This window comes from Mobiluncus holmesii ATCC 35242 (assembly GCF_000185445.1).
Taxonomy (GTDB): Bacteria; Actinomycetota; Actinomycetes; order Actinomycetales; family Actinomycetaceae; genus Mobiluncus; species Mobiluncus curtisii.
On sequence record NZ_GL622346.1, the window covers coordinates 827,676 to 854,028 of the forward strand.

A 26,353-nucleotide genomic window follows, 5' to 3' on the forward strand; every position below is an offset into this window, starting at 1 on the left:
TCGGCAACATTACTTGCCTGGTGCGAGGGTCTGCCCGCCACATGCTACGCATTAAGACTCGGCACTCTCAGCGAATTTCGCTCCCCTGTCGTGCCTCTAAGTATATGCCATCACTAGACAAAATCTGTGGGCGCGCCGATTTGGCGGACCCTTGGGGGAAAGGTAAAAATAGAACGGTAAATATATATAAATTTTACCTTGCAGGAGGTTCCGGCGTGTTTAATGATTCACAATCAGTAATTAACTTTGTCAAAGAAAAAAACATTCGTTTCATCGATGTGCGCTTTTCCGACCTTTATGGAACTATGCAGCACCTCACCATCCCCACCAATATGCTTGAGGAAACCCTCACCGAGGGGATGATGTTTGACGGGTCGTCCATTAATGGTTTCACCGCGATTCATGAATCCGATATGAAGCTAATTCCCGACCCCACCGCGGCCTTCGTCGATCCTTTCCGTAAGGAGCCGACTCTGGTGCTGTATTCCTCCATCGTGGATCCCTTCACGAACGAACCATTTTCTCGCGATCCGCGTGGCGTGACGCAAAAGGCAGAGGCCTACCTGAAGTCCACCGGTATCGCCGACACAGCGTTCCTGGCTCCCGAACCGGAGTTTTACATTTTTGATTCCATCCAGTTCCGCACGGATCCCCACGATACTTTCGTAAAAATTGGTTCTCGGGAATCGCCGGAGACCTCCGGCGATTGGGAGGACGGGCACAACTTGGGCAACAAGATGCCTTTCCAAGCCGGCTACGTCCCCGTCCCCCCGATGGACGCCACCGCTGATGACCGTGACGCCATTGTGCGCGCCTTGCAAGAGACGGGGTTCGAAATCGAACGTGCTCACCACGAAGTCGGGGCGTCGGGTCAGCAGGAAATCAACTACACCTATTCCACTCTGCTGCACGCCGCAGACAACCTCACGGTGTTCAAATACATCGTGAAAAACAAGGCTATCGAACTGGGCAAGACCGTCACTTTCATGCCGAAGCCGCTGTGGGGTCAGGCCGGTTCGGGTATGCACTGCCACGTGTCTCTGTGGAAAGACGGCAATCCCCTGTTCTACGGCGAAAACGGCTATGGCGGTCTGTCTGACATGGCACGTTGGTTTATCGGCGGGTTGCTGCGTCACGCCGCCGCTATTCTGCCGTTTACGAACCCGTCCATCAACTCGTTCCGCCGCTTGGTTCCGGGCTTTGAAGCCCCCGTGAACCTGGTGTATTCCGCGCGTAACCGGTCGGCTTGCATTCGTATTCCGGTCACCGGCACTTCCCCGAAAGCAAAGCGTGTCGAGTACCGTGTGCCGGACACGTCTGCGAACCCTTACCTGGCTTTCCCCGCCATTCTGATGGCTGGTCTGGATGGAATCCGCAATCGTATCGAACCTGCCGACCCTATCGACAAGGACCTTTACGAGCTTCCTCCCGAGGAATACCGCGATATCGAGAAACTGCCACCGTCGTTGGATTTGGCTCTGAATGCCCTGGAGGATGACTACGAATTCTTGACCGAAGGTGACGTTTTCACCACGGACCTGTTAGAGACATGGATACGCTTGAAGCGCGAAAATGAGGTGCAAAAGCTGTTCGTGCATCCTCACCCGCTTGAGTTTGAGCTGTACTACAACTGCTGATAGCCGCGATTTCGCCTGGATTCACGAGGGTCCTGCGGCATTTCCGCGTTGCCGTCACCTCTTTCGGGGTGGCGGTGGCGCATTTTTATCGCGAGGGTTTTCACGCATCAACCGTGGTCCTATTAACAGCATAATCCCGATGATTGTCGCAAAGCTCAGGGCAACAATTTCCTCTGCAACCACGCCGTCGACGAACACCCGCATCACAACCAGGGTTATCACCAACACGCCGCACAGGCTGATGAGATTGCCGGCCGTGAGGTTGGCAATGCCGAGGTTCAGGTTTAGGGTCTGCTGCAGTTTCGCCCCAAATCCGCTGGCTGCCGCGACTTGGCTCATATAGACCGGATCTTCCGACACCCCGGCGACGCTGGCACCTAGCTGACCGGCTTTCGGTGCTGGGTCCTGGGGCGTCAAGGGAGCTGGTAACGCGGGAGCCGGATTGGCGTCGGGTAGTATAGCGGCGTTGCGTGCCTGGCTTTGGGGATGGGCAGCTGCAGTTTTTCCTTCTCCTTCGGATGCCGCTGCCTGGGTCACGGCTTGCTGTGCGCTGGCTTGGGCAGCATTGGCTTGACGTACCGCTGCTTCGGGTAAGGCTGCCGGGACTGCTGTTCCGCCAGGAGCGCTCGCGAGTGTACCCGCGGGGCGCGTGGGAGCAGGAGCAGCCTGGGTCTGTGCTCCTTCCGCTCGCAAAGTCGCTGCACCGGCGGCTGTCTGCGGGACTGCTGCTGAGCCTGGAGTTGCTGTAGCAGCACTGTTTGCCTGTGTGGGCGGGGCGGATTGAGCTGAAGCGGATGCCGCCGTAGTGCCCGGATTAGCGGTTCCTGCGGCAGAAGCCGCGTTAGCCGCGGTGGTGGTACCTCCACTTTGCACTGCGGCATAAAGGTTTGCCCCTTGCCCGGGAGGAATTATTTGGGCGCGTCCCAAAGACGTTTGCACCGTTCCGGGAGACACCGTGGATTGGGAAAATGATTGCAGCATTCGCGCCAAAGAATTTGGATTTGTAGCGGGCCTTTGACCCGCTGCCTGCCCAGCGGCATTCTGCCAGGCACTGCGTGAGTTTTGCAGTGCAGAGTCAAGGTTGGCGCCGGAAGTTCCCGTGTTGGGCAGCAGTTGAGTCGCCGGTGAGGCGTTGGATTGTGCCGGCGTCGTATTGGGTTTCCCGCTGGACGCGGCGGAATTATTTTGTGCCGAAGCAAGACCTGCCGTTACATTGGCGATGACGGCAGAGTTTTGCGGAGCGGGCAAGCCGGTCGCGCTCAGATTTTGTTGAGCGGCTGCCCCCATATTAGCAGCTGCATTGTTGACCGCCGCTTGCGCATTTTGTGCGGCAGTGCTGGCATTTTGTGGGGCAGCGTTAGCAGCATTTGCAGCATTAGCAACACCCGCATTGCCTAGCGGAAAGGAGGGACCGACCGCAGGTATGCTCATGAACCTTCCCTCTCTCTCAAATAAATTTATCTGAAACGTTTCACCTACCGAACTGACATCCCTCATATCGGCTCAGTTGCTTTCATTATGAGACTCCCCCGAGACAAAATCCATCATTTTGGCAGGTTAAGCCAAATGCTATGTAAAGTGTTTCGACGTATTTTGCGGTATGTTAAACCTATTGATTCAGGAGGCTCTGTTGACCACAAATTATTACGCCACCCCCGCCCAAATCAGTTTGGAACCCAATGATTCCATACCTGCGCTGTTTTTCACCCGTGCCCGGCGCACTCCCCAAGCCGTCGTGATGATGCGTCCGCAGCCTTTTGGTGACGGTTGGGAAGAAATCACCGCCTCGACGATGGCGAACCAAATTATCGATGTAGCGCGCGGGCTTATCGGAATGGGCTTAGAGTCCGGAGACTGCATCGGCATTATGGCAGGGACCTCCTACGAGTGGGTGCTGTTAGATTATGCTGCCCAATCAGCTGGCTTAACCGTCGTGCCCATCTATGAGACTGATTCCGCATCCCAAGTGGACTGGATCTTGGAGGATACCGGGGCGCGGTTGGTGATTACTGAAACTGCGACCCAAGCCCGTTTGGTTGAGTCTACGGGACGAGTTGTGGATTGCGGGGTGGCAGCTATCCAAGACGGTGCGCTGGACCAAATTCGTCTCAAGGGCACCAACGTCCGGAAACAGGAAGTTAAGGAACGTTTATCCGCAGTCAACCTTGATTCTCTACTCTCTATCGTCTATACCTCTGGAACTACCGGCAGACCGAAAGGTGTAGAACTGACCCAGCGTAACTTCGTTTATATGGCGCTAATGATTGGGGACAGTCTGCCTGAAGTCGTCGACAACAAAAAGACCCGTCTGCTGCTGTTTTTGCCACTGGCTCACGTGTTCGCCCGCTTCAGCTCCTACACGGTGCTTTCGGGTCGCGGCGTGCTGGGTTGCGTTCCAAATGTGAAAAACATGTTGAACGACCTGCAATCATTCCGCCCCACCAGCATGATCGTGGTGCCACGAGTTCTGGAAAAAATTTACACTGCAGCTCAAGTCAAGGCTGGTCGTGGCTTAAAGCACAGCATTTTTAACTGGGCTGCCGCGCAAGCCATTCACTATTCAGAGGCTCTCAACGATCCGAATCGAAAGTTTGTGGGGTTCCGTTTGCATCGGTCGCGTGCCATTGCTGATAAGTTGCTGTTTTCTAAACTATTGGATCTCATGGGTGGAGAATGCCGGTGGGTCATCAGTGGCGGGGCTCCTCTCGGGGCGCGTCTGGGACATTTTTTCCGTGGCGTAGGTTTAACCGTGATTGAAGGCTGGGGCTTGACGGAAACTGCTGGTCCGGCGACCGGGAACCTTCCCGGTAACATCCGAATCGGCACCGTAGGGCGTCCCTTGCCCGGCGTGGAACTAAAAATTGACGCCAGCGGTGAAATCTTTGTTCGTTCCAGAATCGTGATGCGTGGGTACCGTAATAACCCCGAGGCTACTGGCGAAGTTTTGGACTCTGACGGCTGGTTCGCCAGTGGAGACTTGGGCGAAATAGATGACGACGGATATCTCAGCATTACCGGACGCAAGAAAGAACTTATTGTGACTGCTTCTGGCAAGAACGTATCCCCTGCACCATTGGAGGACTCGTTCCGGGGTCATCCTCTGGTTTCCAATGTGGTCGTCATCGGAGACAAGAGACCTTTCGTGTCGGCTTTGGTGACTCTGGATCGTGAGATGTTGCCGACATGGCTCGCCAACCACAAACTTCCGCCCATGGATCCGGCTACTGCCGCTATTCATCCCGCCGTTCAAGAATCTCTGATGCGGGGTGCCCAGCGGGCATCTGCCAGTGTCTCCAGGGCGGAATCCATTCGCAAGGTGCGTGTTATTATCGGCGACTTTACCGTGGATAACGGTCTCTTGACTCCTTCTTTGAAGGTTCGTCGTGAACAGGTCATTAAGAAATACGCCAAGGAAATCGAAGCCATTTACGCGAAATAGTCCTGTGTTCTAAACAGTCTTACACGCGAAATAATCCTGTGCACATTATCACGGAAGCTAGATAGCTCCGTGCTGCCTGAAATTAGTCAGGTTGAAACCCACACGCGATTTCATTGAGAGAGCTCTAGACAGTTAAATCAGTTTGGACCCGCGCGTGGCGGGTCCAAACTGTGGAGGTGTTTCAGTAATTCTGATTGAACGAGTTACTTTTCAATCGCGTTAGCGCGACGACGTGTGGTAGCAACTGCGCCAGCCAGCAATCCAGCACCTGCAATCAAGGCTGCTACGGAGAGCAGCGCGGCGTACTGGGCGATGGAACCGGTGCGTGCCAGAGAGCGGCTCAAGGTGCCGGCTTCGGCAACGGTCTGAGCCCGGTTCATCTGCGCCTGCTGAGCAGGAGCTGCTTGCACGGCTGAGGTCTGTACTGCGGTGGCAGGAACCACGTTCGCATTGACAGCCGGAGCTTCAGAAACAGCTGCGTTCAACAGCGGAGTGGACTGTCCGGGAACCAGAGCCGGACCGGCAGGTTCCGGAAGTTCAAACCAAGCAACCTGGCGCTGGCTATTGGGATCAGATTGCGGATTGTTGTCGGTCTTTGCCATGGTCAGCAAGGGAGCAGGAGCCTGAGGATCAGGTTCCGCTACCGGAGCAGCATCCGCGTCCATAGCGCTGTAGTGAGGTACCACGTAAGTAACGGGCACTACCTGCGCCGGGGCGGGCTCAGCAGCCTCTACCTCTTTGGCAGGAGCAGCTTCCTCAGCAGCAGCGTCATCTTTTGCCGGAGTGGTCTGTTCCTGAGCCGGTTCAGACGTACCCGCAGCAGCAGTTTCATCAGCCGAGGTGCTTTCCTGCGGAGCAGGTTCCGCAGCCTCAGCAGGCTTCTCGGAAGTTGCTTCCTCGGTAGCAGACGGTTCTGCCTGAGCATCCTGCGCCTTGGCATTCTCCTCAGTTACAGCCTCACTACCAGCGACCGTAATGTCATTATCTGCGGCAGTTGCACCTGCCACCTCGATGGCCGGATCCGCTTCCAATGCGGTCTGGGTGCCATCATCTGCGAAAGACGGGGCGAAACCCATCATCGCGGCTATAAGTAAGCCGCCTCCTGCGGCATAAAGCTTATGTGTGTTCTTCATAATCGGAGACCTCCATGCTCCAGCGATACCCTGTATATCGCTCCTCGGTTGTTTCCATCCGGTTTTCCGTCTTTCCGCAACCTGTACCCATAAGTATAGCCCCTTTTGGCGCCATGATGCGGATTGATTCCTGCTGTAGGTACCCCAAAATGGGGTCAAATTTTGCATCTCAGCAAGTTTTAAGCTGGGTGACAGGAAAAATCGCTGAATTATCAACATTTAAAACCTTTACGAGCGGTAAAAGATAGTACATAAATGTGAGCAGTATCACATTCGCAAAGTTCGACTAGGGGTGTCTTTTGACCTGACATTAAAATCTTTTTTGTTTGTTCATTTGCACTTTTGAACCGCCAAGTTTTTAGCCATAATCCCAGATAAAACGGCATTTCTAATTTCGGGACGGTTCTGACCAATCCGACACGCCGGGAACATTCAAAAATTTCCCCGATGTCGCCACTGATTTCCCCAGAGATTTCCTAAAAATACTCAGGCACTCAGGAACACTCGGTGAATTTGGGTGATTTTTCAGCCGACCTTCAGATAAGGGGTGAGTTTAAGGATAAACATCGCTCTGTATTGCTCACTGCGTCACGCTTCTCGGACTTATCTGGTGAACAAATTTCAAAAATTAATCAGCTGTTTGGAGTATCCATTGATAGCTAACGCTGGGAGACAATTTTACTCTCAGGAAACTGGAAGCCGGGACATCCGCCCTTACCGGCTTGCAAAGACAATAATGCAACGGTTTTGGATGCACTCGAGATGCCACTGCGGGAAATCTTGACAGCGTCGATGCGCGCTAGCTTGATTCCCTTCAAGATCACGAGGAACTGGTGATGAGCAAAAGCCAAAGGTGGAACTAATGAGCCCACTGCATCGATATAGCCAGAGACGCAGCCGGGATACTCGCTATCAGTATGAAGCAAAGCCACTATCACAAAGCCCGTGTCACAGAGGGCGTCATAACCCGAAGCGTCTAGCAATTCATGCTTCGCGCTTCGGGTTATGACGCACCAAGGACTTGCTCTTTTAGGCATCAAGGAAAAACTTAACACCTTTAAATTTTCATGACTATTCCACATTCGCGAAATCCGAATTAACGGAAACACCAAGCAAATGCGATAGACGATAAGCTATTTCGCAATCGCTTCAGATTTCTGATAAGTAAACTGAGAAATATAGCCATCCATGGTATGCGCTGCAGAAACCAAACCTTTGGTGGCCTCCTGCAGCTGCATCACGCCCTGACCAGCATTTTCCGCAATCGACTGATACTCAGAGACCGTCTGGGTGATTTCTCCGGATCCGGTGGCGGCTTCTTGTACAGAGCGTGACATTTCCGTTGTCGTAGATGTCTGCTGCTCTACCGCCGCTGCAATTGTCGTCTGGAAATCATTAATCTGCTGGATAATCTCCGAGATTCGCTCAATAGCAGCCACTGCCCCATCCGTATCAGCCTGAATCGCGGTAATCTTTGCCGTGATTTCTTCAGTAGCCTTACCAGTCTCTTGCGCCAGATCCTTGACTTCCCCAGCCACCACTGCGAAGCCCTTACCAGCCTCTCCAGCCCGCGCCGCCTCAATCGTTGCGTTTAGAGCCAATAAATTAGTCTGCTCAGCAATCCCAGTAATGGTTTTAATTACGTCACCGATTTCACGTGAAGATGCGCCCAGTTTCGCCACGGTCTCGTTAGTCCGCTTCGCCACCTCAGTCGCATCATTAGCTACCCGCGATGCCTCATTCGCATTAGACGCGATTTCTCGAATAGATGCACCCATTTCTTCGGCACCAGCCGCGACAGTTTGAATAGACTGGGTCACATCACCTGCAGCGCCAGCTACCACCTCAGTCTGCGCGATAACTTCCTGAGTCTTTTCATGCGCCCAATCGATTTCCGTACCCACTTCGGTAGCCACCGATTTAACTTCCCCCGCTACCTCTGCAGCGGAACCCACAATACCCCGCAGAGCCGACTGTGTATCATTGAGTTTCTGCGCCACGTCACCGACTTCATCGTTCAGAAGAATCTGCGCCTCAACTGTCAAATCACCCGCTGCCATCGCTCCAATTGCATCACCAGCAGAACGCACCGTGCGACGCAAAGTACGGCGTACCAGCATCGCGGAGAGCAGGGAAATCCCCAAAACCACCACGAAAATCACTAGCATCACGGCAATCATCGTGAAACTGGTTTTCACGACCTGTTTGACTACATTATTCATCTTGTCAACGCACACATTCACGATTTCGGGAATCATCGTGTTGAGTTTGTCGACGTATTGCGAAACGTCGATTGCATCACCCTCGGCATATTTGCGTTCTCCGTATAGCTTGGTGATTTTTTGTGAAGCTTCGTGTAATTCCTTGGTTACTTCTGCGGTTTCTTTGACCATATTCGCTATCTGCGGGTCATTGATACTGGAGAGTTTCTCGATACTCTTGTCCGTCAGCTCAATATAGTGATTGACTTCCTTAGTGTGCTCCTGTATTAGCGTGGCTCGCAGTTCGTCTGTAATCGTTGTTTTCAGCAGCGAAAGGCGTTTGACTTCGTTTTGTGCCACTATCAGCCGCAGCATGTCGTGGTTAAAGCTACGCGCAGTCTGGACTTCATTCTGCACTTGGGAGTACACCCTGACGGAACCAGCATACATATTAATCCCGATCACAAAGACCAGCATCATAATTAGCAATCCCACTATGCCAGAGAAGCCAATCGTACCAATCTGCACCAGCAGCGGAATTCGCCGCATTTGTTGACCATTGCTGTTACTCTGGTTTTTATTTTCGGCTAATTTCGGGGTTCTCGCTGTATCGTTGGTCAGGCTAAGCTTTGCGTCGTTCATGCTTTGCGTTTCAATAGTCATGTTTTCTTTTCCCTCTCCTAGTGCTTCAACTCGTTCAAGCGGGAAACCAAATCCTGCGATTGACCACTCAAGCGACCCATCTTTTCATCCACCCCAGTGAACCGATCCGCCAGTTCACTAGTCTGCTTTGCAATATGCGCCACATTCTCCGCAATCGTCGTGGAACTATCCGCTGCCTCCGAAACCGAACGCGACATCTCATTAGTGGTAGCAGTCTGTTCCTCTACCGCCGCCGCAATCGTCGTCTGGTAATCATTAATCGAAGCAATAATCCCCGAAATTTCCTCGATAGCCGACACCGCTGCCTGCGTATCAAGCTGAATCTGTTCAACCTTTAACGCCACGTCCTCAGTCGCGCGTCCAGTCTCCGCAGCCAAATCCTTCACCTCAGAAGCAACCACCGCAAAACCGCGACCAGCATCACCAGCTCGCGCCGCTTCAATGGTCGCATTCAAAGCCAACAAATTAGTCTGCTCTGCCACCGCGGTAATCGTCCCAATAACCTCACCAATCTCACGCGAAGACTCCCCCAACTTCGCCACCGTCTCATTGGTCTGTACCGCCACTTCAGAAGCCTCTTTCGCCACCTCGGCAGCAGAATTCGCATTAGCCGAAATCTCCCGAATAGAAGCACTCATCTGTTCCGCTCCAGCAGCCACCGTCTGAATCGAATGAGAAACCTGTTCCGCCGCCGCAGCACCGCTGTTGATATAGTCAGCACCCCGACGAGCTGCCTCAACGGCTCCGCGAGAGCCCTCCGAAATATCCCGAGTGACCCCCATAACTTCCTGTGCGGAAACTACTGTCGAGCGAATGCCTTCACGCATTCTCCCCATAGCCGAATTAAATTCTTCGCTCATATCTCCGACTTCGTCAGAACTAACTCTGGGCACCTCCACCGTAAAATCGCCATCAGCCAGCATATCCATTCCCTCGGAGAGCACCTGAGAAGCCCGAGTCAAGGAATTTACTATGCGTTTGGTTGAAAATATGGCAATAACCAGACCGACTACCAGCAGCACACCAGCAAATGCGATAGCTGTCTTTTCGATTTTGTCACGTAGGCTGGCTGCATTTTGGCTGCGCTCCCCATAAGTATTCAGGAGTTTTGCCGCCGTATCTGAAAATTCGTAGGCGTGATCAGTTTGCCAGATACCAAATTCATCGGCGGCAGCAGCAGTCGCAACCCGGTCCGTGGACACATTCGTGATGAACGCTTGCCACCGTTTAGCGTATTCAGCCGCTGCAGTTTCCATGTCAGAGACCATTTGCTTTTGTTCCCCGGTCAATGGAGAAGCCCCTAGCTGTTTCAAATCTGAGTCAACGCGTTCCAGGGCAGTAGCGACTGCGGTGGCGTTAGGATTGTCCGCGCCCACCGCTGTCAATTCCCAAGTCTGGACTTGAGTTGCCAGCTTGGACTCCTCAGCTCGCATCCCAATCCAAGTCAAGCGTGAGTCTTCTATGGCAGAAATGTTCTTGAAATTATCGTTTTCAGTCCTAAACGCACCGCCGTATGCTTGCACCGAAATAATCATGTAAATCAACATAATTAGCAGCAACACAGCAACGATTACGGACGCTAGAGCTGTCTTTACAGCAATAGTAAAACGGAACTTTTTATTCAATTCGCCACTCCTTGAGTTAGGGGAAAACTCGATTAGTCGACCCAGCAGAACTCGGCACAACTCAGATTTTCGCAGTAAATGTTAACACCATCACAATAGCGATAAAAAAACTTTGGCTTATCAAACGTACATTGACGTGTCAGGGGTTTCATTCCTCTTCCAATGCGGGCGTTAGTCGTCTACCATAGGCTCGATTTCATTGAGTAATCGTGTCTTTGATGGCGGAACAATCCCATGATTCACAGAGGCAGTGGTTTCATGCTCCGGGTATGCGCGCCAGCATTTGAGAGCGCTTCGCACCAAAATTGGTTGAAAGTGCACAAAATCGTTGAGTTTTTGTTAAATCAGAGTGAATCTTAACGGTTTTCAATACTACAAACTCAGGTATTCTTGCAGGTCACAACCAGTTTATCGGTCGGGCTGACAGGATTTGAACCTGCGACCCCTTGACCCCCAGTCAAGTGCGCTACCAAACTGCGCCACAGCCCGATTGCCTTCCAGGCAACATGGATACTTTACCCTATTGAACACCGAAGGGAAAAACGCCACCGCCCCGAACGCTCAAAATATAGATAATTCGTTGAAAATACGCGGAAAAATTCTTAGCGACCTTTCCGCTTTTCCCGCACCCGTACCCCAATGCGAACCGGAGTTCCCACGAAACCGAAGGCATCTCGCAGGCGATGTTCGATGAAACGCCGGTACTGCGGATCCAAAAAACCGGTCGTAAACAGAACAAAACGTGGCGGGCACACTCCCGCCTGGGTGGCGTAGAGAATCCGCGGCTGTTTGCCACCACGCAGGGGATGCGGGTGAGCCGCGACCAATTCACCCAAAAACGCATTCAAACGCGAGGTCGGGATACGAATCGTCCATCCCTCCAAAGCGGCTCGCAGCGCCCTGGTAATTCGGTTCGTGTGCCAGCCAGTTTTTGCGGAGATGTTAATCTTTGGCGCCCAGGACACATGTGCCAAGTCCGATTCTTGTTCGTATTTCAGCTCACCCTGACGGTATTCGTCCACCAGGTCCCACTTGTTGTTCACCAGCACTAAGGCCCGCCCCGCTTCGATGACCTGGTTTACGACCCGCACATCTTGCTCAGTGAGAGGTTCTCCCCCATCCAACAAGACCAGCGCCACATCGGCGTTTTCGATGGCAGCTTGGGTGCGCAACACCGAGTAGTAATCTGCCCCCACGCTGCGCTTAACCCGTCGGCGCACCCCCGCGGTATCTACAAAAACCCACTGCTGTCCGTCCAGCTCCAAGACCTCATCCACCGGATCCCGGGTGGTGCCGGGAACTTCTGAGACCACAGCTCGTCCCGCCCCAGAAAGGGAGTTGAGCAGTGAGGACTTGCCTACGTTGGGACGCCCCACGAGGGCGACTCGAGGCGTTGAATCTTCGGCACGAGTCACCTGTGTGGCTCCAGATTCAGGCAATACCTGCAGGATAGCGTCCAGCAAGTCTCCCGTCCCACGCCCATGCAAGGCAGAAATCGGGTAGGGCTGACCCATGCCGAGGTTCCACAAGGCGGCAGCATCGGCCTCCTGACGCTCCGAGTCCACCTTGTTGGCGACCAGCAGCACCGGTTTACCCGCGCGTCGCAGCAGCTTCATCAAACGCTCATCAGTAGCGGTCGCCCCCACATTTGCGTCCACCACAAAAAGAGCGGCGTCCGCCAGGTCGATTGCGATTTCAGCCTGGTCGGCAACCGCCCGATCCAGACCGGAAACTCCGACGTCCCAGCCGCCAGTATCAACCAGGTGAAAGTTGCGCCCATTCCAATGAGCATCGTACGTGACGCGATCCCGCGTCACTCCCGGCTCATCCAGTACCACGGCTTCGCGACGTCCCAAGATTCGATTCACCAAGGTGGATTTACCAACATTGGGACGCCCCACCACGGCGAGAGTAGGCCAATTTGGCACAGCGGGCAGTCCGGCATCATCCAGAGACATGTCTCCGGAGAGCAAATCCAAGTCCTCCGGCTCCAAATCATAATATTGCAGACCCTCGCGCAGCATCGCCTCCCGCGCCGCATCCGCAGGGTCTACCGTGCCGTCATCGACAAAGTTTTCGTATACAACTTCCGGAAGTTCGCCATTGGGCGCACTCGGTTTGGTCTGGTCTGCCGCTGTCGAGTCGCCGGCGTCTCCGGTGGTTTCCTCAGTCATCTTCCCCCCGTGCGTTACTGCCTGGCCAATTCGTGCCAAGCCTCAATTTGTCGCTTGATCAATCAGACGCATAACGGTATCTAAAGTTTGCGACACGCTCAAATCGGTAGAGTCCAACGTGGTCACCCCATCGGCAGCCGTATGGAAGGAAGTGACCTTGGCATCGCGAGCATCACGGTCCAAAACCAGGGCGCGTTCCCGATCCAAAGTTTCACTGCGAGCATCACCTTGATCCTCCAACGCCCGCCGACTGACCCGCGTTTCCGCGCTGGCAGTCAACAGAATCCGCACTTGTGCATCGGGCGCGACCACGGTGGTGATGTCCCTACCTTCCACCACGATACCCCGGGTAGATTGGCGCGCTTGCGCGATAATGTCGCGCTGCAGGGCAATCAGCACGGTACGCACTTCTGGCACGCTCGAGACGGATGACACGATGGTATTGATGTGATCCGTGCGAATCACGTGCATAACGTCGATACCGTCCACAAAAATCCGTGGGGCGTGCGGTACTGCATTAACCGTAAGTTTCATTTCCCGCACCGCTGCAGCGATGGCTGCTGAATCGTTGAGATCCACCCCGCGGTGCTCCACTCCCCACGCTGCGGCACGATACATCGCTCCCGTATCGAGATAGCCCAAGTCCAGGGCTGCCGCCACGTTTCGCGAAATGGTGGATTTGCCCGAACCGCTGGGTCCATCGATGGCGACCACTACCCCGCGTCCCAAAATCTTTTCGCGCAATGCCTCATAGTTCGCGTATTCCATCAATCCCCTACACTTTCCAGATACTAAGCGAGAATCCAGTATTCCACATTGAAACCGGAATGCCCTAAGCAAGTCCATCTTACCGACAAAAGAGCTTGTAATGACCCGTTTTTGCCGAAAAATCCGGCGCCAAAGGCGCCCCCGGTTCAGACCTCTGCCAGAGACCAGCCCTGTTGCGCCAGATGCTCCATCAGCGGTTCTACCGAAGCCGGGGTCACATATAGGTAGGCGAGACCGCGTGCTTGCCCCAAAGAGTGTTCCAAGCGGAAATCCTCCACGTTGATGCCGGCGGAACCCACATCGTTGAACAAACCTCCCAAGAAACCCGGTTCGTCTGGAACCAGCACCGCTACCACCCCGTACTTCGAGGCCGCGTCACCGTGCTTGCCGGGAATTCGTCCCACGCCCTCGTTTCCGCGCACCAACACGGTGTTGATTGCCCCCACCGCGGGAGAATTCCAGGCGGTGCGCGCGCTAGTCTCAGAGGGTTCACAAGGTCGGGTGGGCAGGACTATTTCTTCCAGGTTACCGTACGGGTTGCCGGGTTCGCGAGGACCTTCTGGGCTCAATCCCGCAATGAGAGCCTGCAAGTTGCGCTGCAATTCCACCAGAATTTCGCGCACCGCAGTTTCGTTTCCTGCCAAGATGGCATTCCAGAGTCGCGGGTCTGAAGCTGCAATGCGCGTTACATCCCGTAAGCCGCCTCCCGCCAGTTCCAACGCTGCCGGAGGTGCCGTCACTAACAACCCCGCCATCAGGGACGACACCAGCTGGGGTACGTGCGATACCAGCGCTACTGCCCGGTCGTGTTCGTCAGCATCCAGAGTCAACAGGAACGCACCTAAGTCCGTCCCCAAAGTTCGTGCTGCTAACACTGCGTCAGGGCGGGTCGTCTCATGCGCCACCACCACCCAGGGGCGTCCCGCGAATAAGTCCGCGGTGGCAGCTCCAACTCCGTTCACTTCCTTGCCCGCCATAGGATGTACTGAACAATAGCGCGGCGCCATCGCACCATCCTCCGCCACGACCTCGTGCACCACGGCGTTCTTTACGGAACTGACATCAAACACGAAAGCCGTGGGAAACTCCCGCAAAGCCCCTAACACGACTTCTGCAGTCACATCAGGAGGGGTCGCCACCAACACTAGGGAAGGCGCGGGCAATCCCTCCTGCCAGACCCGACCGGCTCCCAGGCTCTCGCCTAAAGCCATCGCGGTGGGGGAAGCATCTCGCAGGTAAACGTCCACACCCGCGCGACGCAGCGCCAGACCGATGGACCCCCCGATTAAACCCGCGCCGATAATTAACACCGGACCCTGCGTACCGACCACAGCGGCACCGGACTGCGGGGCAGATTGCGGCAAGGTTTCACTCATAGTCCCACCATTTCTTGCAGGGCTGCCAGCTCCTTGCCGTGCAGCAGCCGGAACTGACCTTCTTTCAAGCCGTCCAAAGTTAGGTTGGCGATTCCGGTGCGAGTCAGGGCAGAGACTGGATGCCCCACCGCGGAGAGCAGGCGACGCACCACGCGATTCTTGCCCGAATGCAGGGTCAGCTGCACAATCGACGAGCCCCTCCGCACTTCGATCAGTTTGAATTTATCGACCTTGACTTTGCCGTCCTCCAGCTCAACACCGCGGCGCAACACCTTGCCCAGACCCATCTTGACCTGACCTTGCACCACCGCGACATAGGTTTTCGGGACTTCGTAAGATGGGTGCATGATTCGGTTTGCCAGCTCTCCGTTGTTGGTCAGCAACAGCAACCCCGCCGTGGCGGCATCCAGGCGACCCACGTTATAGACCCGCTCGGGCAGCTTCGTCACCCAATCCCCGATACAGGGTCGGTCATCCTCAGGCTGCATGGAAGAAACCGTGCCAACGGGCTTGTGAAAAGCCCAGACCTGCAGGACCGTATCGGTGTGAATTCGCTGCCCGTCTACCGTAATCCGGTCCGTAGGCAGGACTTTTACCCCCATTTCGCGCACTGTTTCGCCGTTAATCTGCACGCGACCCCGCGCAATTAAGTCCTCGCTGGCGCGCCGCGAAGCAACGCCGGCGCGGGATAGTACCTTTTGGAGACGCTCGGGTTCGCTGGTGAATTCCGGTCGGGACTGGGGCGTAGTTTCAGGATTGGGCAAGGGCGGATTGTCACTGGTGACGGTGTTTTCGGTTTCGTTCTCAGTCATCTTCTCTGCTTTCTGTTTCATTCATTTCGCGTCCATCCGCGCTTTGTTGAGTTTGGGCATCCCACAGCATGTCTGCCGTTTCCGCTGCGAGGACCTGGGACAAATCGGGGTTAGCCGGCATATAAGGCGCGAGAGGGGGCAACTGTTCCAGACTATCCAACCCGGTCTGTTCCAGGAAAGCCGCGGTGGTTCGGTACATCAAAGCTCCGAGGTTCGTCTGACCACATTCCTCAATTAGCCCGCGCGCGGCGAGGTTACGCATCACGGAATCCACGTTCACTCCGCGAATGGCAGCGACTTGGGCACGAGTACAGGGCTGTTTGTAAGCCACCACCGCCAAAGTTTCCAACGCCGCTTGTGAGAGTCGACCGGTGGAGCCGAGAGTCACGAAACGCTGCACCAAGGTCTGAAACTGGGGTGCCACATAAATGCGCCATCCACCGCCGACTTCCCGCAGCTCAAATCCGCGCGGACGGCTAAACAAGTTTCCATCCCCACCTGCGCCGCGGTATTCCGCCGCTAACCCCTGCAGGGCTTCGTACACCTCGGTTTCGGGGGTTTGCAGGGCTTGGGATAACATGTCCACGCCCACCGGCGCTTCTGTAATCATCAAAATGGCTTCCAATGCAGCCCACAAGTCTTGGTTGTCGCTCATTCCCATTCGTCCTCAATCTGGGGTTCGGTTTCGTTTTCGCTGGAGCCGACCCAGGTGATAACTAACTTACCCAAAGGATTTTTCTGGGTAAAACTCAATACCCCGGAGCGATACATATCCAGCAGCGCTAAGAATCGCGAAATGACCACCGGCAACGTTTTGGCATCTGCCACGAGTTCTTTAAACGTCAAGCTGTGAGCCTTTTTCAGCCGCTCGGTCAGTACCGCGGTCTGCTCGTGAACTGAGACAAGCGGATCGTGCAGGTGGGCAACCAAGACTTGGGGAGGGAGAGCGTACAAAGTCCCGGCGGCGCGACGAGCCAGTTCCTCGGGGTCTATCTGGGTTTTCAGTTCTGCCAGGACGTGCTTCAAAGCCGGCTCGTCTCCCGGTACACGCCCCGTCACCAGTTGAAATACCTCCAACTGTTCCTCAACGAAGTTCGAGGCTTCTTTATAGGTTTGATACTGGATGAGCCGGGAAATTAGCAGGTCCTGGGCTTCTAGGAGTTCCAGGTCTTCCTCACTGTCAGCCATGCCCGGCAAGAGACGCGCGGCTTTAATATCCAACAGGGTTGCCGCGATAACCAGGAATTCGGTCGCTTCTGCCAGGCTGGGCCATTTATCCAGATAAGCGAGGAAATCCGCGGTCACTTCGGCTAGGGCAAAAGCGGTGATGTCCAGTTTGCGTTTCGCGACCAGGTCTGCCAGCAAGTGAAACGGACCGGTGTACTCGGGTGAATGGACCTCAAAAGCGGGGGTGTCCACCGCGTCCACGCCCGTTTCTGCCTGAGGTTTGTCCGTTTCGGTGTCGGACAGGTTCGAGGCAGGGTTAGGCGACATAGCCCTTGGCTATCACTTCGCGCGCCAAACGACGATAGGCTTGGGCACCCTCGTGGGTAGGAGCGAATTCGATGATGGGTCGGGTCGCTACGGTAGAGTCAGGGAACTTCACGGTGCGTTTAATGACAGTGGAGAACATCTTGTCTTGGAAGGCTTCGACCAGGCGTTCCTGAACTTCCTTGGAATGTAGAGTTCGCGTATCCACCAAAGTCGCCAAAATGCCGTCTAACTGCAGTTTCGGGTTCAACCGGTCGCGGACGGTTTCAATGGTTTCCATCAGCAGCGCCACCCCGCGCAGGGCGAAGAATTCGGTGGATACCGGAATAATCACCCCGTGAGCCGCCGTCAAAGCATTGACGGTAAGCAAACCTAGTGACGGCTGACAGTCAATGATAATCGCGTCATATTCTGACTCCACTTCCCGCAGCACCCTAGCCAGGATAGATTCCCGCGCCACTTCGTTTACCAGCTGCAACTCCGCGGCAGAAAGGTCAATGTTGGCCGGAATGATGTCCAGATTTTCCGTGCTGGTGTGGTGAATGACATCGGCAGTCGTCAAGTCGCGGTGCGGGCCGACCATGAGGGAATAGATAGTCGTGTCCATCTCGTGACCGTTGATTCCCAAACCGACCGATGCTGCGCCCTGCGGATCGAAATCGACCAACAGGACTTTGCGACCATATTCCGCCAGGGCTGCTGCCAAGTTAATAGATGTCGTGGTTTTGCCGACCCCACCCTTTTGGTTACACATGGCGATAATCCGCGCCGGACCGTGACCTTTCAGAGGCTTCGGGACCGGAAATTCTTTATCTGTATCAGGAACAGGCATCATCGCGGGTTGGTTAGCATTCACCTCTCCAGTTTACCCAAAGTTGTTCCGTTGATATACCACCTCACCGCCGGTTCCTGGCAAGTAGGTTTCCTACCAGCGTGCCCTCACTGGAACCCAATTTTTTGAATCGGAATCGGTTTTATCCCTTCCTTCCCGTAGGAATCCAGCTCGTAAGAATTCCGCGGTATCGGGAAACATCTGGTGTCAATGCTCATAGCTACTGTTCCCAGACGGCATCTGGCTGTAAAATCGTTAGGGGTGTCTGCCGTGTGGCAGACACCCCAACGTGGTCAGGAATGCGAGTTTCTGACCATCAGCCAGTTTCAGATGCGGCTAATTTACAACAGCCCACCAGTAGTGCGGATTGTTTTCGGTCGAGTTCTTACCATCCCAATAGAAACACTTTAAACCAGTTTTGTCAGCGGCACAGGAATAGGCTAAACCCGGAAGACCTACTTCGAAGCGTTTTCCGAGGGGGAAGGGTTTGGTCCATTCGGGGTGTTCAGCACCTTTACGGCACTGAGAAGGATAAAAAGCTCTAGCAGTCCCGTCATTATTGTTGGGTTTGGCTGCAAAGAACGTTCCCCAGCCGTAAATAGCCGTAGGATCCGTTTCAGCACCGTAAGCTCTGTAATTCGGATCAGTAAACCAACGTTGCGCGTCGCTCAAATCCTTAAAATTCCAAGGCCATAGATCCAGAAGGCGTTGCGGAGTCATGTCAGTGTAAGGTTCGGCAGGAAAAAACATCGGCAGCTCAAATGCATCGTAGACCATACGGAATTCGTGACCAGTATCTCCCAGGCAGTACGAATACGAAGCAGGGATATCGATATCACGCGGTAACTCCTCGGGTTCGCCTGCTAATGGGTAGTTGGCGCGCATTTCTGCGAGGGTCATGTCTGCCAATGGTTTCTTGGGGATTATGCCGGTGATGGCGGCTTTGACGGTAGCATCGGGCATGACGCCGGTCCCGCCGATAATCATCAGCTTGCTAGCACCCAGGGCGTCAGCTTTCGCTTTCACACCCTCCCCGTTAGATGGGCTGAGCAGGATAACTCCGTCTTTGGCGGCTCCGGCGACCATCGCGTCTTTCAACGCCGTACCCGACGCCAGGTACACGATACTGCCGGACTTTTGGGCTTTCGCATACTTCGCGATAGTGAACGCGGTCTCATACCGGTTCGCCCCCGCCAAACGAGCCGTTGCCTTCCCGCCAGCAGCCGTGTTCAACACACTATCCGGCACAACAGCGGTACCACCCAAAGCAGTAACCTTACCAGCTTTCAGTTCGGAGACAACCCCAGGCAATGCTGCCGCCGACGCATCAGACGTAAACGTCAAAATCGGGCCATCACGCAACACGCTCGCCGCGACCGCGTCAGGAGAACCCGAACCCACATTCTTCGTCACATACACATTCTTCGGGGTGCCATTAACCTTCACCCACTGTTTCGCGATAGCCACCGCCGTAGCATTACGATCAGCCCCCGCCAAACGAACCACCTCGGCACCACTAGCTTTCGCTTGGTCCTCGATAGCCTGCGGCACCGCACCAACACCACCAAGAATCATAATCTTGCCGGGCTTCACCCCACCCAGATTCAGACCCTTACCATCAGTCAACACCACCGGACCATCCCCAATAGTCGCTGCCGGTAGGGCATCCACCGGGTTACGATTAGACGCCACATACACAACCTTCCAATCAGCCCCCCACGTATGCTTCGCCACCGCCAGGGACGTCTCCACCCCAGACGGGCCAGCCAAACGCTCATGCGCCAACTCACCAGCCACCGCCGGTGCTACAGACGCACCAGCCAAACCAAACATGGAACCAGCCGCAACCAGCCCCACCAAACATCTCTTCACACCCATATCAAACTCCTAACATTAGAAAAAAACTGGGTAACAAAATGCTAAGAAAATACCCCCCCCGCACGCTGTTCACCACCAGCGAACACCACCCTTGTGCGATAAACCCGTGTTTGCGATAATTAACACATGAGTACAACCGTGGAATTACCTCCTGACTTGGCAGAGAAAGTTAGCCAAATCGCTTCTGCACGCGGTGTCGACTCCAGCTACTTAGCCGCCAGTTTTATCCGTGAGGGCATCGCCTCCGTGCGATTCACCCCAACGCCTCCCCCGTTTAGGGTCGTGAAAGACCCCAATACCGGATGGTCATCGCTTTCCCTGGGGCGCACGGTAACTTCTGCGGAAGTCAAGGCATTCCTAGCGCAGGACGAAGATGACGAACTACCTGATTGACGCCAATGCGCTGATTGCTTTCAATGTCAGCACCCACCAACATCACGATGTGGTTCTGCGCTGGTTTGCACAGGCGGATACAGTCCTGCTGTGTCCCATCACGGAGGGCGCGCTATTCCCAAAGTGCAGAGAATCCCTGACGACCTACACTACGACAATGCCGACTGGACAGGAGTTCAGGGACACCGCCAAGTTACCGATGTTTACTTGACCGAGCTCGCACAGCATCACGATGCCTTGCTGGCAACTTTCGACCAAGGTATTGCCTCCCTACGCCCAGACGCAACATTTCTGATTCAATAGACGGCTCAGAACCTTTGTCGCGGCGTTTTCATTACTCCCGACGGCAATGCGCCGACTGGTTCAGTGCGCACTGTTTTCACCCAGGTTTACGCCCCGAGGTTTCCGACCGGCAGGCTCAACCCTATTAATTTGCGTCGGTGTGCCATATATGACATACCTACGCGTTATAAATAGTTTTTATCCCAGTTACTTCGAGAAGCTCAGGGCACCGTCAGTGTAGATAACTAGGGGGATTTGGGCTGTAGCTGCCAATAATGGCAGCTACAGCCCAAATCCCACCCTTTATCACCCAACGCAAGCAAACTTGGTGTCGGGCGCGACCAGAGCAAGGGAGGCGACTCAGCGCCTCCACTAAAAGCGATACCTCGGCAGAGGGCATATGCACGAACGACCGATTTCAAACCAAAAAAACACGCCATTACCCCACCAAGAATTTCTAAAACCCCTGGTAGACACGTTTCCGAAGTGATTGAGTTGCGCCAAACCGAACCGAAATCGGTCATTCACGCACCGGACACACCAAACCAGACTCACTGTATTACGCACCATGAACGCAAGCCGAACCAGGATGCTGGGCGCGACCGGAGCAAGGGGGCGACTCAGCGAGAGGCTGGGGGGTGAGAGTTTTGCGACAATAGTCGCGCAAAACGCGAGGGGGTACTCCCCCTTCCGCCTCTCGCGAGCGCCCCCGCGACGAAGCGCCCAACGAAGACCGATACTTCACCATCGCGCACGCGGATGTGCCGAAGCGTAGACTTCCCGGAGCATGTCGTTCGAGACTTTCGTATAAATCTGAGTGGTGGTGACCGAGGCGTGGCCGAGCAATTCCTGTACCGCGCGGACGTCCGCGCCACCTTGCAACAGGTGCGTAGCAAAGCAGTGTCGCAGAGTATGTGGGCCAACCGGAACGGTAATCTGAGCGCGCTGCGCCGCGGCTTGGATGATCGCCCAGGCACTTTGCCGACTGAGGGGTCGCCCCAGAGTATTCAAAAAGACCCGCCCTTGTGAACGACCTTTTTCTGCCAAACGCGGACGCACCCGCACCAGGTATGCTTCCAGGGCATCTTTGGCGAGGTGACCCAACATGGACAGGCGTTCCTTACGACCCTTGCCGAACAGTCGGACCAGCGGAATTTCCTCATCGAGATTAATATCATCCACCGCCAGATTAACCGCCTCAGAAATTCGGGCTCCCGTCGCATAGAGAAATTCCAACAACGCCCGATCTCGCAGCGCATTGTCGTCACCGGGCGCGCTCGCGGCCTCCAGCAACGTTTGGACTTCTTCCACCGTCAACACCGTGGGCAGATGAGCGCCGACTTTGGCTGGTGCGATACCTTTTGTCGGATTGGCGCGAACAACCCCGGTTTCATAAGCATAGCGATGCCAAGAGCGTACACTAGCGATGACACGGCGCGCCGAGGAGGGCGCCACCGCGGCATAATCGCCAAAACCCGCTTCTAGGGCTCGCGCAAACGACTCCAATACCGGCAAGGTGACTTCATCGAGACTGTTGACACCGTTAGCAATCAGGAACGTGATGTAACGACGCAAATCCCTGGTATATGCCGCCACGGTATGCGGGGAGGCACCGCGCTCCACCGCCAGATAGTCCAGGTAGGGTTGAGGATTCAACAGTTCGGGACACATGAAATCGGGGGCAGGTCGTGAGCCCATGTATTCCCCCTTTCGCCCGGTTTTTTTATAGTATCGAGTGGTGGGACAAATTCCGCGAGTATCTATCCAACTTTCCGATATTTTAGGTGATGAGTTATGTCTTTTGTGGCAAGTGAGCTAGACAAACAAGCTATTAAAGCTGCCAAAGCTCTGGCGGCAGACGCAGTGGAAAACGCCGGTAATGGGCATCCGGGAACCCCGATTTCTTTAGCCCCCGCTGCTTACCTGCTCTATCAATATGTGATGCGCAGTGACCCGGCAGACCCCTGGTGGTTGGGTCGAGATCGTTTCGTTTTGAGTGCCGGGCACGCCTCGGCACTGCAGTATGTCCAGCTGTTTCTGGCTGGCTACGGGATAGAGTTGGAGGATCTGAAACGGTTCCGTCAATCGGGCGGGCTGTTGACCGGTCATCCTGAATACCGTCACCAGCCGGGTGTGGAAGTGACCACCGGACCTTTGGGCACCGGCATAGCGGCAGCGGTCGGGATGGCTATGGAACAGCGACGCTTGCGCGGACTGCTGGACCCAGACGCAGCACCCGGCGAAAGCCCCTTTGACCATCATATTTATGTGGTATCCGGGGACGGCTGTCTGCAAGAAGGCATCAGTTACGAGGCGATGTCCCTGGCGGGTACTCAGGAACTCGGAAACCTCATCTATCTGTATGATGAAAACCGGATTTCTATTGAGGACGATATTGAGATTGCTTTCACGGAGGATATTCGCGCCCGGTTTGAATCTCAGGGTTGGCACTACCAAGAAGTGTCCTGGTTGCAAGACGACGGGTCTTACGTGGAAAACCTGGAGGCTCTGTTTGCCGCTTTCGAGACTGCAAAAGCCGAAACGCGCAAACCCTCAATCATTAAGTTGCGTACCATTATTGGCTGGCCGTCGCCGAACAAACAGAACCAGGGGGGCATTCACGGCTCCGCTCTGGGCGCTTCAGAGCTGGAGGGTCTTAAGACCGCGCTGGGGCTGGACCCCACAAAGATGTTCGACATTCCTGCCGAAATTGTTGCCGCGACCAGGGAAAACGTCGCGAAACGGGCACAGGCATTCCGCTCCGAATGGGACCCGCGCTTTGCCACCTGGCAGCAATCCCACCCGCAGCAGGCTGCCTTGCTGAAGCGTCTACAGGATGGGAAGTTGCCCGCCGACGTGGAATCAGCACTGCCGCAGTTCGAGCCCGGCAGCGCAATCGCCACCCGCGCCGCCTCCGGCAAAGTCATCAACGCTTTGGCAGGCGTGCTGCCCGAGTTGTGGGGCGGCAGCGCGGACTTGGCAGGTTCCAATAACACTGCCATTGCTGACGAGTCGTCTTTTGCTCCTGCCGACCGCGCCACGAAGGCGTGGACGAACGTTAGCGAATGGGGGCGTAATCTGCATTTTGGGGTGCGCGAGCACGCTATGGCAGGGATTCTCAACGGCATCGCTACCAGCGGTTTGACCCGTCCCTACGCGGGTACTTTCCTGGTATTCTCAGACTTTATGCGCGGGGCGGTGCGCCTCTCGGCGTTGATGAAGCTGCCGGTCACTTACGTATGGACCCACGATTCTATCGGGGTCGGTGAGGATGGGCCGACTCACCAGCCGGTAGAGACGCTGACCAGCTTGCGCGCTATTCCGAACCTGGCGGTGGTACGTCCTGCGGACGGCGCGGAAACCGCGTATGCCTGGTTAGAAATCATGCGGCGACGCGGTCCGGCAGGGTTGGCGCTGAGCCGTCAAAAGCTGCCCAATCCTGCCCGCGGGGCAGACACCGGCTTGGCGAGTGCAAAAAATGTGGCGCGCGGTGGTTACGTGCTGAAAGACTTTGGGGACAATCCCGCGGTCATTTTGCTGGCGACCGGTTCCGAGGTCGCTCTGGCTCTGCAGGCTGGCGAGAAGCTAGCGGAGGAAGGCGTGGTGGCACGAGTGGTTTCTCTGCCTTGCCTGGAGTGGTTCGAGGAACAGGACGCAGCTTATCGGGAATCGGTTTTGCCGACGTCAATCCGAGCCCGGGTGTCCATCGAGGCTGGACTGGCGATGCCGTGGTATCGCTATCTGGGCGACGCGGGGACAGCCGTCTCGGTGGAAACGTTTGGTACCCCGGCAAGTGGTGCGGATAACTTTGCCCACTTCGGGTTCACCGTGGAAAACGTAGTCGCGAAAGCCAAAGAGAGCTTGGTTAAAGCCTAAGCAAAGGTCCCAGAAACCAGTGGAAGCCCCGGATATATTCCGGGGCTTCCACTTTTAAGTTTAAACGTGACTTACTTTTGAGCCGGAGCGGGACTGGTCGGCAATGCCGGAGTCGGGTTGGCAGGAGCCGTAACCGGCGCGGTAGGCGCGTGGTTTCCTTTGGCGTCGGGCGCTGCCGGTTTATCCATAGTGAATGCAAACAGCACGATGGCAAAAAGCCACACTAGGGACACCACAACGGTCAAAATATTCAGATTGCGCTGACCCACACCAGAAGAGGACATTGCCGAGGTCAAGCCGCCGCCGAACATATCGGACATGCCACCACCTTGACCCTTATGCATCAAAATGGACAATATCAGCAGCAGCGAAGTAATGACCAAAAGCACCTGCGCCACAATGTTGAAAGCAAATAACATGTTTTCCTCTGCGTTTATCAGTTCATGAACTCAGCCTTGCAATGATACCACGACCCAGGTATTAAGATAGTTTCGTGCCCGCAACACCCAAAGATTTATCTGCTCTCAATGCCACTCTCGTTGTCTTTATCGGCGGGGCACTAGGCGCGATGCTGCGATGGGGTGGGTCTTTAGCGGCTCACGGTGTCGCCACGTCGCCAATATGCCGGGGAATGTGTCAAAGCATTGTCGGGGGCGGCGGAGTCAACATCGACACCTGGATATTGAACCTACTGTCGGTGCTGGTACTGGCATATTTAACGGGTCGTTTAGTGTCCAATCCACATCGGCGTCATTCCCAAGCCCTGAAATTGTTAATCGGCACGGGTTTTTGCGGAGGTCTGGGAACGTACGGGGGTCCAGTCTGGCAGATAGTGGTCTATCAGCAGTTTCATTTGAGTCACCTGCTGGAATTATTGGCGATGTTTGCTGTGTCTCTGCCGCTCGGGCTATTTGCGCTGTGGCTGGGGACTCGGCGGGCTTTCGTGTCTGGCGATGACGGGAGGTTGGCATGATTCCCCTGTTGATAGCTCTCGGTGGAGGACTGGGCGCCATTGCCCGCTTTGGCATGGATAAGATGACCACGCACTTTATCGACAAGTTACGCGACCGATGCAGCACCAAACACCCCAGTGAAACCGTGACCGGAAAACGCTTGTGGGGTGGCTGGGGAATTATTTTCGTTAACGTCACGGGGTGTTTCCTGGTGGGCTGGGTCGCGACCGCGCCGTGGCTCGATGTTGTCATGAGTGGACCTTTGCAAGCGCAGCTGCCCACGCACACGGTGGCGGACGTGCTGCAAGCCGGTTTCCTGGGTGCCTACACGACCTTTTCCACCGCCATCATGGACACTATCGGCTATACCTGGAAACCCCAGTTTGACTTGGGTTACGCCATGAAAGCCACGCTACTAATTGGTGTGGTCATTTTTGTCTGTATCGGCGCGGCGCTGGCAGGCGTGGCGCTGAATACCGGCGTTTTCGTCCTGCCGAACTTGCATTCCTAGGGGTGCCGGCGACAAAACGCCAGTTCGAACACGACACCAAGAGGACTTCTGGTGGGCTGGGGGTCGGGCATCTGCGCGCCGGATTTTGTCACGTCTAAACATCTAAAAACCCTGTACTTTTGAGGATTCTAGACGCGGAATTATGCTATAGCGCTCTGTACTAGCTGAAGGGAATGTGAGGGAAGCTAACATGGACATTTTTGGCATTAGACCTCATGTTCCTCCCCCAGATTATTTGATGGTTAATTCCACTCAGATAAACTCGGCAGGCAATGAGATAACCCAAAATGAGCTTGCTCACGCCCTGTT

At 55.0% G+C, this 26,353-nt stretch carries 22 protein-coding genes and 1 tRNA gene; 7 read left to right on the top strand and 16 right to left on the bottom strand.

Annotated features, from left to right (window positions below; all coding sequences use genetic code 11):
• Positions 1–215 precede the first annotated feature (215 nt).
• Positions 216–1,637: a type I glutamate--ammonia ligase gene (glnA, locus tag HMPREF0576_RS03510; RefSeq protein ID WP_004006868.1), complete on the top strand. Its 1,422-nt coding sequence runs from the start codon at positions 216–218 to the stop codon at positions 1,635–1,637.
• A gap of 54 nt (positions 1,638–1,691) precedes the next feature.
• Here the strand turns inward: glnA and HMPREF0576_RS03515 are convergent, their stop codons facing one another.
• Positions 1,692–3,068, bottom strand: coding sequence for a hypothetical protein (locus HMPREF0576_RS03515; protein WP_236589609.1), 1,377 nt, complete (start codon positions 3,066–3,068; stop codon positions 1,692–1,694).
• 169 nt (positions 3,069–3,237) lie between these two features.
• On the opposite strand from HMPREF0576_RS03515, the gene HMPREF0576_RS03520 reads away from it, so the two are divergent.
• A complete protein-coding gene (locus HMPREF0576_RS03520; RefSeq protein ID WP_004010703.1) occupies positions 3,238–5,076 on the top strand; it encodes an AMP-dependent synthetase/ligase in 1,839 nt (612 codons plus the stop codon).
• Between the two features lie 203 nt (positions 5,077–5,279).
• Here HMPREF0576_RS03520 and HMPREF0576_RS03525 read toward each other — a convergent pair whose 3' ends face one another.
• The 13 genes from HMPREF0576_RS03525 to HMPREF0576_RS03585 all read right to left on the bottom strand — a co-directional run bounded on the left by HMPREF0576_RS03525 (position 5,280) and on the right by HMPREF0576_RS03585 (position 20,029).
• Complete coding sequence (locus HMPREF0576_RS03525) at positions 5,280–6,209, bottom strand: hypothetical protein (RefSeq protein ID WP_004010704.1); 930 nt, start codon at positions 6,207–6,209, stop codon at positions 5,280–5,282.
• A gap of 659 nt (positions 6,210–6,868) precedes the next feature.
• Positions 6,869–7,264 carry a hypothetical protein gene (locus HMPREF0576_RS03530; protein ID WP_245527323.1) on the bottom strand — a complete coding sequence of 132 codons (396 nt, stop codon included), beginning with the start codon at positions 7,262–7,264 and terminating at the stop codon, positions 6,869–6,871.
• Positions 7,265–7,342: 78 nt separating this feature from the next.
• Positions 7,343–9,073, bottom strand: a complete 1,731-nt coding sequence (locus HMPREF0576_RS03535; protein ID WP_004010706.1) for a methyl-accepting chemotaxis protein — start codon at positions 9,071–9,073, stop codon at positions 7,343–7,345.
• A 17-nt stretch (positions 9,074–9,090) separates the two neighbouring features.
• Positions 9,091–10,698: a methyl-accepting chemotaxis protein gene (locus HMPREF0576_RS03540; protein ID WP_004010707.1), complete on the bottom strand. Its 1,608-nt coding sequence runs from the start codon at positions 10,696–10,698 to the stop codon at positions 9,091–9,093.
• A 415-nt stretch (positions 10,699–11,113) separates the two neighbouring features.
• Positions 11,114–11,187, bottom strand: a tRNA-Pro gene (locus HMPREF0576_RS03545).
• A gap of 113 nt (positions 11,188–11,300) precedes the next feature.
• Positions 11,301–12,872 carry a ribosome biogenesis GTPase Der gene (der, locus tag HMPREF0576_RS03550; RefSeq protein ID WP_004010708.1) on the bottom strand — a complete coding sequence of 524 codons (1,572 nt, stop codon included), beginning with the start codon at positions 12,870–12,872 and terminating at the stop codon, positions 11,301–11,303.
• A 42-nt stretch (positions 12,873–12,914) separates the two neighbouring features.
• Positions 12,915–13,640: a (d)CMP kinase gene (gene cmk / locus HMPREF0576_RS03555; protein WP_004010709.1), complete on the bottom strand. Its 726-nt coding sequence runs from the start codon at positions 13,638–13,640 to the stop codon at positions 12,915–12,917.
• A 146-nt stretch (positions 13,641–13,786) separates the two neighbouring features.
• Entirely contained in the window at positions 13,787–15,016 is a 1,230-nt protein-coding gene (locus HMPREF0576_RS03560) for a prephenate dehydrogenase (protein ID WP_004006879.1), read from the bottom strand.
• A complete protein-coding gene (locus HMPREF0576_RS03565) occupies positions 15,013–15,849 on the bottom strand; it encodes a pseudouridine synthase (RefSeq protein WP_004010710.1) in 837 nt (278 codons plus the stop codon). Before HMPREF0576_RS03565 ends, HMPREF0576_RS03560 begins: the two co-directional genes overlap by 4 nt.
• On the bottom strand, positions 15,821–16,489 hold the full coding sequence (gene scpB / locus HMPREF0576_RS03570) for an SMC-Scp complex subunit ScpB (protein WP_004006881.1): 669 nt from the start codon (positions 16,487–16,489) through the stop codon (positions 15,821–15,823). The genes HMPREF0576_RS03565 and scpB overlap by 29 nt, the downstream gene beginning before the upstream one ends.
• Positions 16,480–17,322, bottom strand: a complete 843-nt coding sequence (locus HMPREF0576_RS03575; RefSeq protein WP_004010711.1) for a segregation and condensation protein A — start codon at positions 17,320–17,322, stop codon at positions 16,480–16,482. The genes scpB and HMPREF0576_RS03575 overlap by 10 nt, the downstream gene beginning before the upstream one ends.
• Positions 17,312–18,154, bottom strand: coding sequence for a ParA family protein (locus HMPREF0576_RS03580; RefSeq protein ID WP_013189511.1), 843 nt, complete (start codon positions 18,152–18,154; stop codon positions 17,312–17,314). The genes HMPREF0576_RS03575 and HMPREF0576_RS03580 overlap by 11 nt, the downstream gene beginning before the upstream one ends.
• Positions 18,155–18,487: 333 nt before the next feature.
• On the bottom strand, positions 18,488–20,029 hold the full coding sequence (locus tag HMPREF0576_RS03585; protein WP_004010712.1) for a cell wall-binding repeat-containing protein: 1,542 nt from the start codon (positions 20,027–20,029) through the stop codon (positions 18,488–18,490).
• Between the two features lie 126 nt (positions 20,030–20,155).
• On the opposite strand from HMPREF0576_RS03585, the gene HMPREF0576_RS09110 reads away from it, so the two are divergent.
• Positions 20,156–20,422 carry a hypothetical protein gene (locus HMPREF0576_RS09110; RefSeq protein WP_236589614.1) on the top strand — a complete coding sequence of 89 codons (267 nt, stop codon included), beginning with the start codon at positions 20,156–20,158 and terminating at the stop codon, positions 20,420–20,422.
• Positions 20,423–20,512: 90 nt separating this feature from the next.
• Positions 20,513–20,725, top strand: coding sequence for a PIN domain-containing protein (locus HMPREF0576_RS09435; RefSeq protein WP_172460971.1), 213 nt, complete (start codon positions 20,513–20,515; stop codon positions 20,723–20,725).
• Between the two features lie 720 nt (positions 20,726–21,445).
• On the opposite strand, the gene HMPREF0576_RS03595 is transcribed toward HMPREF0576_RS09435, so the two are convergent.
• Positions 21,446–22,402 carry a tyrosine recombinase gene (locus HMPREF0576_RS03595; protein ID WP_004006888.1) on the bottom strand — a complete coding sequence of 319 codons (957 nt, stop codon included), beginning with the start codon at positions 22,400–22,402 and terminating at the stop codon, positions 21,446–21,448.
• A 96-nt stretch (positions 22,403–22,498) separates the two neighbouring features.
• On the opposite strand from HMPREF0576_RS03595, the gene tkt reads away from it, so the two are divergent.
• Positions 22,499–24,580, top strand: coding sequence for a transketolase (gene tkt / locus HMPREF0576_RS03600; protein ID WP_004010714.1), 2,082 nt, complete (start codon positions 22,499–22,501; stop codon positions 24,578–24,580).
• 71 nt (positions 24,581–24,651) lie between these two features.
• On the opposite strand, the gene secG is transcribed toward tkt, so the two are convergent.
• The gene (gene secG, locus HMPREF0576_RS03605; protein WP_004006890.1) at positions 24,652–24,999 is read right to left on the bottom strand and encodes a preprotein translocase subunit SecG; all 348 of its coding nucleotides are present in this window, start codon (positions 24,997–24,999) and stop codon (positions 24,652–24,654) included.
• 74 nt (positions 25,000–25,073) lie between these two features.
• Between secG and HMPREF0576_RS03610 the strand changes: the two genes are divergently transcribed.
• Together HMPREF0576_RS03610 and HMPREF0576_RS03615 are read left to right on the top strand one after the other, a co-directional pair.
• A complete protein-coding gene (locus HMPREF0576_RS03610; RefSeq protein WP_236585874.1) occupies positions 25,074–25,553 on the top strand; it encodes a fluoride efflux transporter FluC in 480 nt (159 codons plus the stop codon).
• Positions 25,550–26,044 (top strand): fluoride efflux transporter FluC, encoded by a 495-nt coding sequence (locus HMPREF0576_RS03615; protein WP_004006892.1) that lies wholly within the window; start codon positions 25,550–25,552, stop codon positions 26,042–26,044. Before HMPREF0576_RS03610 ends, HMPREF0576_RS03615 begins: the two co-directional genes overlap by 4 nt.
• The last annotated feature ends 309 nt before the right edge of the window (positions 26,045–26,353 follow it).